Genomic DNA, 13,423 nt, shown 5'->3' with positions numbered 1-13,423 from the left:
AAATAGTCGAAATTTTTCAAATAAATGAGAAAGCAAGCTGCGAAAAAATTACCCCTGGCTCCCGATCCCAGGTTCCAGGACAAACTGGTAACCCGTTTCGTGAATAACATCATGGAGCAAGGAAAAAAGAGCATTGCCTACCGTATTTTTTATGATGCGGTTGACCGTGTAAGCCAAATGACCAACGAAAACGGTTATGAAATTTGGAAAAAAGCGCTTAGCAATGTAACTCCTGCGGTTGAAGTACGTAGCCGTCGTATCGGTGGTGCTACTTTCCAGATTCCCGCTGAAGTTCGTCCCGACCGTAAGGTGTCTCTGAGCATCAAATGGCTGGTTCGTTACGCAGGTGACAGAAACGGTAAGAGCATGGCTGAGAAACTGGCGAACGAAATCGTAGCCGCCAGCAAAGGTGAAGGTGCCGCTTTCAAAAAGAAAGAAGATACTCACCGTATGGCTGAAGCCAACAAGGCATTCTCCCACTTCAAGGTATAACCATTCCGTTTTTTTAAGACGGTTTGTAAACATATTACAGGCTGATCCGGTTTTCCGGGTCAGCCTTATGTTTTTGGGCCGCGCTCGTTTATCTCTTCCATTCGGGATATCATGGTTTCCGGATTGGACTTAATTTTTGAGCTTTTCCTGTTTGTTACCGCTGTTTAAGATATTATGGATTCCGGGTCAGCCTTATGTCTTTTGAGTTCCTCCCGCATATCTCCTCTGTTTGAAATTTCATGGGTTTTCAAGTTAGACTTAGTTTGTGAGCTTCTCGCGTTTGTCACCACTGTTTGAGAAAGCATGGATTTCTGGGTTTGCCTTATGCTTTTGAGCCCCTCGCACTTGTTTCGCTGTTCGGGATTTTATGATGCAGCTGCATTTACATCCCAACTCCAATTCCCCCGTTTACACAGCCGTCGATTCAAGCACAATTGAATGTGAATTCCTTTCGTCATTAAATCAAAAATTTGTTCCCCCTTTCAATTTCTCCTTTCATCTTGTATTGTAGAAAAACCGATGCATGGCTTTAGACACATATCAATGCAAACCCATTGTTTTACCCTCTCACGATCTTTCGTTCAGCTTTGAAAGCTGCGGGCCGAATGGTGAGATCAAGAAGGTAATTCAATTTCAACCATTCGACCAATCGATAAATGGAGAAACAGTTGTTAACCTTTCATTTGGCGATTGGAATGAAGAAAATGCCAATGTGAATGATCAAAGTATTTCTGATAATAGGGATACGCAAAAGATTTTGGCAACGGTAGCAATGACAACATTGCAATATCTGGAACAAAATGATTCCAGAATGATTTACATAACCGGCTCAACTCCTGCCAGGACAAGGTTATATCAAATCGCGCTGAATAAAAACCGTGCTATTTGGGAAAAGCTCTTCCAGGCTTTTGGACTACTTAATGATTGTTGGCAAAGATTCATTGAAGGAAGTAACTACGAAGCTTTTTTATTTGTACGTAAGTAACATTTGTTTGAATTAATTCGGAATAAAATGAAGGTTGTAAAATTATCAAATGACACATGGGATAAAGATACCCGACTCGTTGTAGTAGGGGAATGGGAGCCACCCGTTGATCTGAGTAAAGATCCCTTTTTTGTCAAGAAAAAGAAAGATGCGGAGGAAACGTTAGCAAGAGTTGGCCTACCGCCGAAAGAATGGTTTACAAATGTATCGCCAAGTGTATAGAAATGCTGGGATGAACTGGCTTTTTTGGAACAGGGCTACCAAGGTGATAGCTGGGAAAGTTTTGTTATCGGGCGTAATTACGAAGCTTTTTTGTTTCGAACAGTCAAATCATCGTTTTAAATAAAACAGGAATAAATGAGCAAAGTAATGTTACCAAAAGACAAGTTGGATGCAGAAAGGCACTTAAATACAGCGGGTGAATGGATACCGCCAGTTGACTTGAGTAAAGATCCTTTTTTCGTAAAGAAAAAAAGGTTGCGGAAGAATTCCTGACAAGAGTTGGCCTACCGCCGAAAGAATGGTTTACAGAAGTATCGCCAGGTGTATAGAAATGCTGTGACGGACTTGCTTGTTTGGAACCGGGGCAAAAAAATAAAGGCAGCCTCGGGGGAAGACTGCCTTTCTTGTTTGAAAATAGGGAAGGGATAGAAGAATTATTTTACATTGACGAGTACCTTGATTTTTCCTGTTCCGGAATGCAGTTCCTGCAGCGCTTTTCCAAGCACCTGCCCGGTTTTCACCTTGTCAGGATCGGCTTTCATGGCGTAGCCGGTTTTGCTGGAAGTAACGAGCAGATCGCCGCGGGAAATCGGGCCGCCTTCGTCGCAGACTTTCGTGGGAATGACGCCTACAACGCCAACGGGCACCTGACCGGAAATTTCTTCCGGATTTTCCTCTTCCGTCAGCAACACGCCTGGCTTGGTCGCGTAAACGCCGGCTACCAGTGTGGAATACGGTAGGGTGGATTTTTCCATCATACGGTCTGTCCGCTTCGAAATAACCATTACATCCCCTGGCTCGTAGGCATCGCGGTTGCCTTCCACTTCAAACGCTTCCGCGAGATCGGCGCCCGAATTCACGGTGCCGTCGTTGAAGAAACCTCTGCCAGTGGAGGATATACGTGCCACGTTGCCGCCGTTGCGCTGGAACACAGCCAGGTTGCCGGTGCCCGTATTATTGACCTGGAGGCCGCTGCCTGCCCCGGCATTCGCAATATGGACGGTTGCCTGCGTGTTCGCCGCGTTTTGATTGACGAACGAGCCCGCCGGCGCTAATCCTTCCGTAATGGCTGACATCGCGGGATTGGTATTGGATAGGTTCATGTTGTAGAAACTGGCAGCCTGTCCGGATGCATAGGTCGGTACCCATCCATACACGGCAGTTCCCGTTCCGCCTGCGGCAGCATATACTGCGTGACCATTCTTCATGGCAGTGGCCACGATCGCATTCCCGTTTCCTTCTGCCAATGCGATCAACGCATTGCTGTAAGCAGTTGCGTTCGATGCATGGAACAATCCGCCGTAACCACCCGTACCGGCCGATTCGCCGTATACGGCCGCAACACCGATATTGGTAATCGTGGAATTGATCCGCGCCCGCACTGCAGCTCCGTTCCCGAGGGTGTTATCCAGCTCGAAGGAAGCGGCGTTGCCCAGGTTAGTGTTGCCTGCGATACCGGTTGAATTGGTGAAAACTTCAAAGGCATTCGAAGTATTAACTGCGTTCTTATTTTCGAATCTTCCCGCGCGGCCCGTTCCGTTGCTTAAACCCACCTGTCCGAATACGCCGATCGCATTACCGGATTGATCGGTAGCCACGAATCCGCGAACGCCATAACCTGCGCCATCGTTTCTGCCCACTACTGCACCGGCAATATTGCTGGACGTAATACCGACTACGGCTTCACCGCCACCGGTATTATTTCCATAAATACCAGCACTGGTAGACTCGGAAGTAAAAGCCCTTACCGCAATGCCGCTTTTTGAACTCACGTTGATACCGTGGCCGTTACCGGTAGCTGTTGCAGAGATCACGCTGCCATTACCGACAGTATTCGCGGAGATCACAACATTGTGGTTGCTATTGTTGACGATGGAGAAATTAGCAGGAACACCGTTTGTGCTCGTAGCATTGAGCCCTGTCCCGGAAGTACTATTGGCATATACGCCGTAACCGTTTGCGGAAGCGTTTCCGTAAACGCCAAGCCCATTGGGAGTAGTGCCGTATACGCCCCATCCGGAGCCGTTGTGAGAGCCCCAGACGCCGATCCCCAGTCCGCCGGTGCCATTGTTAATTCCGCGGACCGCAGACGAGAAACCGCCGGGGGAAGCGGAGGATACGACACCGCGGATCGCGCTGATGCTGGACGTTGTGGTGTTATTTATACCTTCAATAGTGGTGCCGTCGCCATTATTTGCAATCGAAAAAAGTGTGGAAGCATTGTTTTCGTTGGTTATGTACGGAAGAGTGAGGCCTCCGCCACCTAGGGCCCCGGGGCTCCAGTTGATGCCATCGAATTTCAATACCTGTCCGGCTATGGGTGTAGTGTTGCTGACAGGTTTCCCTTGGATCGCAGCAACAACGGGATTCGGGTAGGTTCCTGAAAGATCGCCGCCAGCTGCGATGCCATTGATATCTCCAGGATCACCTTTCACGCCTTGTATACCTTGCAGACCAACCGGGCCGGTAGGCCCTTGTGGCCCGGGGGGCCGGCAATACCGTCAACGCCGTCGGCGCCAGCAGGCCCTTGAATGCCTTGGAGCCCTTGCAACCCTTGCGGGCCCTGAATTCCGGGATCACCCTTCGGGCCTTGCAAACCTTGTAAGCCTTGCGCGCCCGGATCGCCCTTCGCGCCAGCCGCACCGGGATCACCTTTCGGGCCTTGCAGGCCTTGTAAACCCTGCGTACCTGGATCGCCTTTCGCACCAGCCGCACCGGGATCACCTTTCGGGCCTTGCAGGCCTTGTAAACCCTGCGTACCTGGATCGCCTTTCGCACCAGCCGCACCGGGATCACCTTTCAGGCCTTGCAGGCCTTGTAAACCCTGCATGCCTGGATCGCCTTTCGCACCAGCCGCACCGGGATCACCTTTCGGGCCTTGCAGGCCTTGTAAACCCTGCGTACCTGGATCGCCTTTCGCACCAGCCGCACCGGGATCACCTTTCGGGCCTTGCAGGCCTTGTAAACCCTGCGCCCCGGGATCTCCTTTCAAGCCCTGTAATCCCTGAATTCCAGGATCACCTTTCGGGCCTTGTAAACCCTGCGCCCCAGGATCACCCTTCGGGCCAGCAGCTCCATCGGCACCTTTTGCACCCTGAATTCCAGGATCACCTTTCGGGCCTTGTAAACCCTGCGCCCCGGGATCACCCTTCGGACCAGCGGCCCCATCGGCACCTTTTGCGCCTTGAATTCCGGGATCACCCTTCAGACCTTGTAAACCCTGCGCCCCAGGATCTCCCTTCAAGCCCTGTAATCCCTGAATTCCCGGATCACCCTTCGGGCCTTGTAATCCCTGCGCCCCAGGTTCACCCTTCGGGCCAGCGGCCCCATCCGCACCTTTTGCGCCCTGAATTCCCGGATCACCTTTCGGGCCTTGTAAACCCTGCGCCCCAATATCACCCTTCTGCCCGGGAACACCCTGAATTCCAGGTTCTCCTTTCGGCCCCGCGTCGCCTTTCGGACCTTGCAGCCCCTGCGCTCCCGCAGGCCCATCGGCGCCGGTATCACCCTTCAAGCCCTGCAAACCCGCCGGCCCCTGCGGCCCGGCCGGACCAGGATTGCCGTCCGCAGCATACAGCGCAAACGGTACACTCATCAATTGTTGCGTGCCCAGCGTCAGGAATCCGCTGCCGAGATTGACTTCCACCTGCAGAAACTGATTCGCTTCCTTCCAGGGAATGGCGGCGAAAGTACCCGTCACCGGCGTTCCCCGGCCAACGAGCAATGTGAAAAGCCCCACGGCGTTGGTGGTCGTACGATGCGTTTCCTGGTATTGAATATTGCCGTTCGGCCCGCCGCCGCGGATCGAAAAACGTACGCCCAGCGGCATATTGGCGAATACGGTACCGTTACTGTTCCGCGCCACCGCCTGGTAATTGATGCCCGATAATCCGTGTTGGGCAAATCCGCTCAGCGCGGCCGTTATAAGGAGTAAAAAGATTAGTATCGATTTCTTCATCAGATCATTTTTTAGGAGCACTGGGGATATAAGTCGTGGAAGGTTGCTGACCCTGGCTGGGAACTGTGGTAGGCAAAGGTTTCACGGCCAGGTTGGGATTGTTTTTCTGCGCCGCTTCCGTGGCAGACTGGGCAGAAACCAGTTTTGCATCGCCGGAATTTTGCGGCGCCTGCATTTTCCTTGCAGCCATGGGCATCGCCTGGCCCGGTTTGTAGGAGGGGAACAGGAATTGTAGCATCGCCGAAGGGGAATTGATGCTGGCTTCCACAGGCCGCGCCTGCTGAGGGCTCGATTGCTGCGCCCGGGCGTGACAGCAAGCCATCACCAGGATCGATACAGTTAGTGTTGGGATCTTATTCATTGACATAATTTTTTAAAATTGAGGATATGGATGCGGGATTATTTATCGCGGAAAGGTGTGTACAGCAATGTGAAATGCATGCTTTTGCGCTGCCGGATACTCGGCCCGGTGGGCACGAGATAGGCGAAATCGAGCTGGAAGCCGCTCACGCGAACGCCAAACCCGGTCGAGAATTGCTGGCGACTGCCTTTGTCGGGATGTTCGTAGAAATAGCCGGTCCTGGCAAAGAAAATATCCTGGTAAGCGTATTCGATGCCGCCTGAAAACGAGCATTCGCGCATTTCTTCGCGGAAACCGCCCGGAGCGTCGGAGAATGACGTGAAGATGGATTCCACCACGCTTCTGTCCGGATCTTTCCCTTTATCGATCTCACCGGTCGGGATGCCGTTTGCGTCGGATTTGTAAGTGGGGGATGTGGGAACGAGGAGTTTGTTGATATCCGCGGCCAGGGTGAACTTATGATCTTCCGTCCGAACGAACGTATATCCGCCACCGATACGAATGTTCATGGGCAAAAAGGCCCGGGAATCGCTCGCGTCGGTATACGATAATTTGGTGCCGATATTGGTAAGGCTGACGCCCCAGGCATAGCGGTTGTTGCCTTCGACATGATCGGCATACCCTTGCGAGTACAGGCTCACATCTCCCGCCACGCCGGAAGCCGGTTTTTGCAATTGCCCGTTGTAAGTGCCGTTCCCCAGTTCGCTGCGGATGTACCTTGCCGTGACCGCCAGTGCCAGGCTGCTGCCGAGCTTCCGGGCGTAAGCGAGGTCTATGGCGTATTCGCGGGGTTTGTACTGCTGGAGGAGATTGCCGTTTTCGTCACGGAAAGTAGCGTCTCCATAATTGAAATATTTGACCGAGGCGCCGAGGGTTTCCTGGCCGTTCCAGGTTTTGAAGCCGGAAAGGTAAGTCATGTGGGTCTTTTTGTCGGAGAGGTCCCACATCCAGGGAGAGTAGGAAACGCTGGCGCCGTATTCGCCGGCGAAGGGGAGTTTGGCGGCGTTGCCGAATATCGCGTTGGCATCGGGCTCAAGCCCGGTAATGGTTCCGCCGAGCGCGCTGCTGCGGGCATCCGGGTTCACGAGGAGGAAAGTGCCGCCCACATTGACGGGCCGTTGCGCGGTTTTCTGTGCCATCAGCGGACATGCGGCCAGCAATCCCGCCAAAGCGGGTATGAATTGATAAAACTTCATGGTTTCCGGGTTAGACTATTGAACGATCAGTTTTTCCGTCAGTACGAAAGCATTCACTTTCACGACCACCGTGTAAATACCGGCGGCCAGTTTGTCGACGGACGTGGGTATCACCACTTTCCCCGGCGCGAAATTCCGTACGTCCTGGAAAACCACTTGCCCGGCGGTATTCATCAACATAAACGAAACCGTAGCATCGGTCAGCAGGTTGAACTGGATTTTAAAAGTGGTGAGCGCCGGATTGGGGAAAAGCGAAAAATCGACCACCGGATTTTTGCCGGGAGCCAGCGAGGGCAATACGTCCGGCTGCTGGAAACCCTGTGTCAGCAGAAGTTTTCCGGTTGTGAATGGCGTAATGGAAGGTTCACCGATCGTGTAGTCGAAAAGAATGCCGCCGGCGATTCCGGAGCCGCCGGAAGCGGCGAACACCTGCCTTACCAACACCAGCTGCGCGCGGGCCGGCAAGCTGAAAGCCGCGATCAGTAAAGGAATGATCAGGAATTTATAAGGATACGTCTTCATCATCAGTAGGATATGCTTTGAGGTCGGCGCAACGAATTTCGTTTCGCCGGAACATAAAAAAGGTGTACCGATATATCAGTTAAGACACATCAGCGGATAAACAATACATTCAAGTAAAGTATGGCAAAATAATCCGGCGTAGCTGCCGCTAGTCTTCAAAACGATGGTTAAAATCGGGAAATGGTACGAAGCATGGTTGCTGTCTGGCGCAAGTTATATAAATGTAAACAATAATCGAAGCGAATCGCGACCTGCGAAACGAAATGTTATGAAATAAAAATGGCCGCTTCCACTGGAAGCGGCCATCGTAGCGTGGCTAAACGAAGTTTGTGTTATTTCACATTCACCAGCACTTTTATTTTTCCGGTCCCGGAAGCGAGTTCCTGGAGGGCTTTGCCGAGCACCTGGCCGGTTTTCACTTTGTCGGGATCGGCTTTCATGGCGTAGCCGGGCCTGCTGGAAGTTACGAGGAGATCGCCGCGGGAGATGGGGCCGCCTTCGTCGCAGACTTTGGTGGGAATAACGCCTACCACACCCATGGGTACCTGTCCTTCCACTTCGTCGGTGCCTTCCTGTTCGGTCAGCAACACGCCGGGTTTGGTGGCGTAAACGCCGGCAACGAGGGTGGAGTAGGGCTGCGCCGATTTTTCGACCATCCGGTCTTTGCTTTTGGAGATCACGAGCACGTCTCCGGTTTCATAGGCGTTGAGGTCGCCATGAACATCGAATGCTTCGGCGATGTCTGCCCCGCTGTTTTGGGTACCACCGTTGAAGAACCCGCGGCCAGCTTTGTTGATGCGTGCCACGTTGCTGCTTGCACTTTGGAAAACGGCAATGCTGCCGCTAGCGCCCTGGTGGTTGATCAACATGGTGTTGCCTGTTCCTGTTGTGGTGACGTGGACCACAGGCTGACTATTGGCATTATTGAAGTTGGCGAACCGTGCGGCCTTGCCCGTACCGAAGTTGGGAATGAAGCCGGAAATGGCATTACCGCCCCCGTCGCAGGAAGCTTCCACGCCGTCGCCGTTTCCTCCGGCATTGGCGGTGATGCCGTTGCCGGTGCCTTCCGTGAGGGCTAACAAGGCCGGCCCGTTGCCTGCTGGGTTGGATGAATAGAATAGGCCGGCATAGCCGCCCGTTCCCGAAGATTCACCGAAAATGCCGGCTGTTCCGAAGTTGGCGAATTGCGAATTTACTTCGCCTTTTACTGCGGGTTTGGTACCGGTTGTTCTGTCTACCATAAAACTACCTGCGATACCATTACCTACGGTTTGTACTTTAATTACTTCGTTATCATTGTTTTCATTGAAGATTTCAAACCTTCCGGCGCGGCCTGTCGAAAATGTCGGCACCCAGCCATAAACGGCAGTACCGGCACCGTCGATATTAGCTTCTACCGCATTACCGTCTTTGCCTGCATTGGCGGTGATGGCGTTGCCGTTGCCGTCTGTGAGGGCGATCAGGGATGCACCGTTACCGGCAGGGTTGGAGGCATAAAACAGGCCTGCCCGGCCACCGGTCCCGGAAGAAATCCCGAATACGCCGGCAGCACCGAAGTTCCCGAAGATGGTGTTTACTTCCGCTCTAACGGCGGCGCCTACACTGTTGTTATTATCCAGCAGGAAGGAGGAGGCGTTGCCGAGGGTATTGTCGGGAATGTTGCCCAGGCTGTTAGACACCACTTCCAGGATATTGGCATCCGTATTGGCGGTATTGAAATTTTCGAATCGTCCCGCACGGCCGGTACTGTTGTTCAAGCCTACTTGTCCAAGCACCCCTACACCTGTATTGGATGTATTTGTAGCGATGAATCCACGCACGCCATATCCACCGCCATCGTTCCTGCCAACTACCGCACCTGCGATATCGCTGGTGGTGCGGCCCACTACGGCTTCGCCGCCGCCGTTGTTATCACCTACCACACCTGCGCTGGTCTGCGAACTGGTGATGCCATGCACACCGAATCCTGCGATGGTGGAGGAACGCACCCCGGCGCCGTTCCCGGAAGTGGTTACGTTGACTACCGTACCGTTGCCCACCGTATTGGCGACAACTACATTATTGTTGTTCGAATTATTAAAGATGGAGAAGTTGGCGGGAATGCCATTGTTGCTGGTAGCATTGAGCCCTGTCCCGGTATTGCTATTGGCATATACGCCATATCCGTTTGCGGAAGCGTTTCCATAAACGCCCAACCCATTAGGGGTAGAGCCGTAAACACCCCATCCGGAACCATTCTGCGATCCCCAGACACCAATCCCCAGGCCACCCGTACCATTATTGATACCGCGAACACCGGACGAGAAACCACCCGGCGACTCCGGAGAAACAACCCCACGCACCGTAGCAATATTGGATGTAGTTGTATTGTTAACACCTTCCAGCGAGGTGCCATCTCCATTGTTCGTGATGGAAAACAGCGTGGCCGCATTGTTTTCGACCGCCGAGTAAGGGAGCGTAAGCCCGCCACCACCGGCATTATCCGCCGAAGGTATCCAGTTTACGCCATCGTATTTCAATACCTGACCGGCTACCGGTGCCGTATTGGAAACCGGTGTGGCCTGGATCTTTGCGACGATGGGATTGGGATAAGTTCCACCGAGATCGCCGCCTGCTGCGCCATTCGGAGGCAAGCTCGTAGGGATCACTCCTGCCGCGAGTTTGGGAAGGGTGATGGAACCATCCGCCACTTGCGTAGTACCTACTGCGTCGTTTGCGATGGTGGGATTGGGATAAGTTCCGCTGAGCGATCCGCCTGCAGCAACGCCGTTAATGTCTCCGGCAGGGCCTTGCGGCCCGGCAGGTCCGGAGGGGCCGATGGGGCCAATTGGTCCCGCAGGCCCTTGAGGCCCAACGGCTCCGTCAGCACCGGTAGCGCCAGCAGGCCCAACGGGGCCTTGTGGCCCGGCGGCTCCCACAGGTCCCGCAGGCCCTTGAGGCCCTACGGCTCCGTCTGCACCGGCTGCGCCAGCAGGCCCAACGGGGCCTTGCGGCCCGGCGGCCCCCACTGGTCCCGCAGGTCCTTGAGGCCCAACAGCTCCGTCTGCACCGGCAGCGCCAGCAGGCCCAACGGGGCCTTGTGGCCCAACAGCTCCGTCTGCACCGGCAGCGCCAGCAGGCCCAACGGGGCCTTGTGGCCCGGCGGCGCCAACCGCTCCGGCAGGGCCGGCAGGCCCTTGCGGCCCAACAGCTCCATCAGCACCGGCAGCGCCAGCAGGCCCAACAGGGCCTTGAGGGCCAGCGGCACCTACTGCACCAGCAGGCCCAACAGGCCCTTGTGGTCCAACGGCTCCGTCAGCACCAGCGGCACCCACAGGCCCTGCAGGTCCAACGGGCCCTTGTGGCCCAACGGCTCCATCAGCACCCGCCGGCCCAACGGGCCCAACTGGCCCGGCCGCACCCACGGGGCCAACAGGCCCTACAGCACCCGCAGGCCCGATCGGCCCCACAGGTCCAACGGGCCCGGCTGCACCCACCGGCCCGGCAGGCCCTACTGGCCCAACCGCTCCGTCAGCGCCGGTTGGCCCGATCGGCCCAACCGGTCCCGCTGGCCCTTGTGCTCCGGCGGGCCCGGTAGCGCCGGCAGGCCCCACAGGCCCAATAGCGCCTACCGGTCCAACAGGCCCGGCAGGCCCTTGCGGACCGGCAGGGCCCGGATTACCGTTCGCAGCGAATTGTGCGAAGGGAACGCTCATGAGCTGGTTGGTGCCTAATGTCTGGAACCCACCGCCCGTATTCACTTCCACCTGAAGGAACTGGTTGGCGTTGCCCCAGGGCACACCGGCGAAAGTACCGGTCACGGGCGTACCACGCCCCACCTGCAACGTAAACAGGCCGATGGCATTGGTGGCCGTATTATGCGTTTCCTGGTATTGCACGGCGCCGTTAGGGCCGCCACCGCGTACGGAAAACCGGACGCTTACCGCCTGGTTCGCCAGCACAGTGCCGTTACTGTTGCGCGCAACTGCCTGGTAATTGATGCCCGACAGGCCCGACTGGGCGTAACTGCCCAGCGCGATCGTCATGCAAATGAATATGGTGAATAACGTTTTCTTCATCGTGCTCAGTTTTTAGGGGTATTTACTTTGGCTTTCTCATAGTGAAGCGAAGGTTCCTTGCCTTGCGCATTGAGGTCAACGGGCTTCACCGCTGCTGCTTTAACGCTTTCTTTTTTCGCAGCGTCCGCGCCTGATGCGCTGGACGGAAGCTGTGTTCCACCTGCATTCTTGCTTTGGGACTGGCTCTTTTTGAACGTAGTCGCCGGGGCCGATGGACTGCCGGGGAAAATGTGTTGCCGCAAAGCCTGTTTGCTGGTGATGGCAGCTTCCGGAGATTTGGTTGTTTGGGTTTTGATCGTTTTGGGGATGCCTTCCTTGAAAAGCCGTTCCTTAAGGCTTCGGCCGTCGTCCGGCGCTTTTTGGGCGTATGCTCCGGCAAACCCGGTGAGCAGCAGGAGGGAAGTGAGTATGAATAATCTGTACATGGATAGGTGATTTATCATTGAAAAGAAAGGTTTCGGTTATCTGTTATCCCTGAAAGGAGTGTACATAATGGTGAAGTTCATGCTCTTGCGCTGGCGGAGGCTTCCACCGGTGGGCACGAGGTAGGCGAAGTCGAGCTGGAAGCCCTGCACCCTCACGCCGAAGCCCGCCGAGAACTGCTGCCGGTTGCCTTTGGCGGGGTCTTCGTAGAAGTAGCCCGTCCGCACGAAGAAGTTGTTCTGGTAGGCGTATTCGATGCCTCCCGCAAAGGAGAACTCGCTGACTTCTTCCCGGAACCCTCCCGGCGCATCGCTGAAGGAGGTGAAGATGGATTCCACCACGCTCCTGTCGGGGTCTTTGCCTTTTTCGATCTCGCCGGTGGGGTTACCGTCGGGGTCGAGTTTGTAGATGGGAGGGGTGGGGACGAGGAGCTTGTTGACGTCAACGGCGAGCGTGAACTTGTGGTCTTCCGTCCGCACGAAAGTGTATCCGCCGCCGATGCGGAGGTTCATGGGCAGGAAGGTCTTGGATCCTACGTCGTCGGTGTAAGACAGCTTGGTGCCGATGTTGGTGAAGCTGACGCCCCATGCCCAGCGGTTATTGCCTTCGATATGGTTGGCATATCCCTGGGAATAGAGACTGATATCCCCTGCCACTGCGGATGCGGGTTTCTGCAGCTGCCCGTTGTAGGTACCGTTGCCGAGCTCGGAGCGGATGTACCGCCCGGTGACGGCGAGGGCGAACTGGCTGCCGAGCTTCCTGCCGTAGGAAAGGTCGACGGCATATTCTCGGGGCTTGTACTGCTGGAGGACCATGCCGTTCTCGTCCCGGAAAGTGACATCGCCGTAGTTGAAATATTTGACGGCGGCCCCGAGGCTCTGCTGTTCCCCGAATGTTTTGAACCCGGAAACGAAGGCCATGTGGGTTTTTTTGTCGAGGAGGTCCCACATCCAGGGGGAGTAGGAAACGCTGGCGCCCCAGTCACCCGCGAACGGGAGCTTGGCTGCGTTGGCGTAGATGGCGTTGGCGTCGGGCTCCAGGCCGGTGACGGCGCCGCCGGTTGCGTTGCTCCTGGCATCGGGGTTGATGAGCAGGAATGAGCCGCCAACGTTAAGAGGCTGCTGGGCGGTTTTCTGTGCCATCAACGGGCGTACCGCCAGCATTCCCGCCAGAAGGAGGATGGTTTTGAGGTGGTTCATGTTAAAC

The 13,423-nt window shown here is 55.1% G+C and carries 11 protein-coding genes; 3 read left to right on the top strand and 8 right to left on the bottom strand.

The window, feature by feature from the left end:
* The first annotated feature begins 24 nt into the window (after nucleotides 1-24).
* The 3 genes from rpsG to WJU22_RS26560 all read left to right on the top strand — a co-directional run bounded on the left by rpsG (nucleotide 25) and on the right by WJU22_RS26560 (nucleotide 1,699).
* Entirely contained in the window at nucleotides 25-492 is a 468-nt protein-coding gene (rpsG, locus tag WJU22_RS26570) for a 30S ribosomal protein S7 (protein ID WP_126247361.1), read from the top strand.
* 523 nt (nucleotides 493-1,015) lie between these two features.
* The gene (locus WJU22_RS26565) at nucleotides 1,016-1,477 is read left to right on the top strand and encodes a DUF6934 family protein (protein ID WP_341841154.1); all 462 of its coding nucleotides are present in this window, start codon (nucleotides 1,016-1,018) and stop codon (nucleotides 1,475-1,477) included.
* Nucleotides 1,478-1,504: 27 nt separating this feature from the next.
* Nucleotides 1,505-1,699: a hypothetical protein gene (locus WJU22_RS26560; RefSeq protein WP_341841153.1), complete on the top strand. Its 195-nt coding sequence runs from the start codon at nucleotides 1,505-1,507 to the stop codon at nucleotides 1,697-1,699.
* 434 nt (nucleotides 1,700-2,133) lie between these two features.
* On the opposite strand, the gene WJU22_RS26555 is transcribed toward WJU22_RS26560, so the two are convergent.
* From WJU22_RS26555 to porV (WJU22_RS26520), 8 genes are all read right to left on the bottom strand, one after another.
* Nucleotides 2,134-4,134: a hypothetical protein gene (locus tag WJU22_RS26555; RefSeq protein ID WP_341841152.1), complete on the bottom strand. Its 2,001-nt coding sequence runs from the start codon at nucleotides 4,132-4,134 to the stop codon at nucleotides 2,134-2,136.
* On the bottom strand, nucleotides 4,131-5,657 hold the full coding sequence (locus WJU22_RS26550) for a hypothetical protein (protein WP_341841151.1): 1,527 nt from the start codon (nucleotides 5,655-5,657) through the stop codon (nucleotides 4,131-4,133). The genes WJU22_RS26555 and WJU22_RS26550 overlap by 4 nt, the downstream gene beginning before the upstream one ends.
* Before the next feature lie 4 nt (nucleotides 5,658-5,661).
* The gene (locus WJU22_RS26545; protein ID WP_341841150.1) at nucleotides 5,662-6,018 is read right to left on the bottom strand and encodes a hypothetical protein; all 357 of its coding nucleotides are present in this window, start codon (nucleotides 6,016-6,018) and stop codon (nucleotides 5,662-5,664) included.
* 38 nt (nucleotides 6,019-6,056) lie between these two features.
* Nucleotides 6,057-7,214, bottom strand: coding sequence for a type IX secretion system outer membrane channel protein PorV (gene porV, locus WJU22_RS26540; RefSeq protein ID WP_341841149.1), 1,158 nt, complete (start codon nucleotides 7,212-7,214; stop codon nucleotides 6,057-6,059).
* A gap of 15 nt (nucleotides 7,215-7,229) precedes the next feature.
* The gene (locus tag WJU22_RS26535; protein WP_341841148.1) at nucleotides 7,230-7,739 is read right to left on the bottom strand and encodes a T9SS type A sorting domain-containing protein; all 510 of its coding nucleotides are present in this window, start codon (nucleotides 7,737-7,739) and stop codon (nucleotides 7,230-7,232) included.
* 329 nt (nucleotides 7,740-8,068) lie between these two features.
* Nucleotides 8,069-11,794, bottom strand: a complete 3,726-nt coding sequence (locus tag WJU22_RS26530) for a hypothetical protein (RefSeq protein WP_341841147.1) — start codon at nucleotides 11,792-11,794, stop codon at nucleotides 8,069-8,071.
* A 5-nt stretch (nucleotides 11,795-11,799) separates the two neighbouring features.
* Nucleotides 11,800-12,219: a hypothetical protein gene (locus WJU22_RS26525; RefSeq protein WP_341841146.1), complete on the bottom strand. Its 420-nt coding sequence runs from the start codon at nucleotides 12,217-12,219 to the stop codon at nucleotides 11,800-11,802.
* A 36-nt stretch (nucleotides 12,220-12,255) separates the two neighbouring features.
* Nucleotides 12,256-13,416, bottom strand: coding sequence for a type IX secretion system outer membrane channel protein PorV (gene porV, locus WJU22_RS26520; protein ID WP_341841145.1), 1,161 nt, complete (start codon nucleotides 13,414-13,416; stop codon nucleotides 12,256-12,258).
* Nucleotides 13,417-13,423 lie beyond the last annotated feature (7 nt).

Source organism: Chitinophaga caseinilytica (assembly GCF_038396765.1).
Lineage (GTDB): Bacteria > Bacteroidota > Bacteroidia > Chitinophagales > Chitinophagaceae > Chitinophaga > Chitinophaga caseinilytica.
The sequence above is the reverse complement of the archived record's forward strand: the minus strand, read 5'-3'. Positions and strand labels throughout refer to the sequence as shown.

Coding starts and splice junctions, on each gene's coding strand:
- rpsG (WP_126247361.1), top strand. CDS start 25: ATGAGAAAGCAAGCTGCGAAAAAATTACCCCTGGCTCCCGATCCCAGG.
- WJU22_RS26565 (WP_341841154.1), top strand. CDS start 1,016: ATGGCTTTAGACACATATCAATGCAAACCCATTGTTTTACCCTCTCAC.
- WJU22_RS26560 (WP_341841153.1), top strand. CDS start 1,505: ATGAAGGTTGTAAAATTATCAAATGACACATGGGATAAAGATACCCGA.
- WJU22_RS26550 (WP_341841151.1), bottom strand. CDS start 5,657: ATGAAGAAATCGATACTAATCTTTTTACTCCTTATAACGGCCGCGCTG.
- WJU22_RS26545 (WP_341841150.1), bottom strand. CDS start 6,018: ATGAATAAGATCCCAACACTAACTGTATCGATCCTGGTGATGGCTTGC.
- porV (WP_341841149.1), bottom strand. CDS start 7,214: ATGAAGTTTTATCAATTCATACCCGCTTTGGCGGGATTGCTGGCCGCA.
- WJU22_RS26535 (WP_341841148.1), bottom strand. CDS start 7,739: ATGATGAAGACGTATCCTTATAAATTCCTGATCATTCCTTTACTGATC.
- WJU22_RS26530 (WP_341841147.1), bottom strand. CDS start 11,794: ATGAAGAAAACGTTATTCACCATATTCATTTGCATGACGATCGCGCTG.
- WJU22_RS26525 (WP_341841146.1), bottom strand. CDS start 12,219: ATGTACAGATTATTCATACTCACTTCCCTCCTGCTGCTCACCGGGTTT.
- porV (WP_341841145.1), bottom strand. CDS start 13,416: ATGAACCACCTCAAAACCATCCTCCTTCTGGCGGGAATGCTGGCGGTA.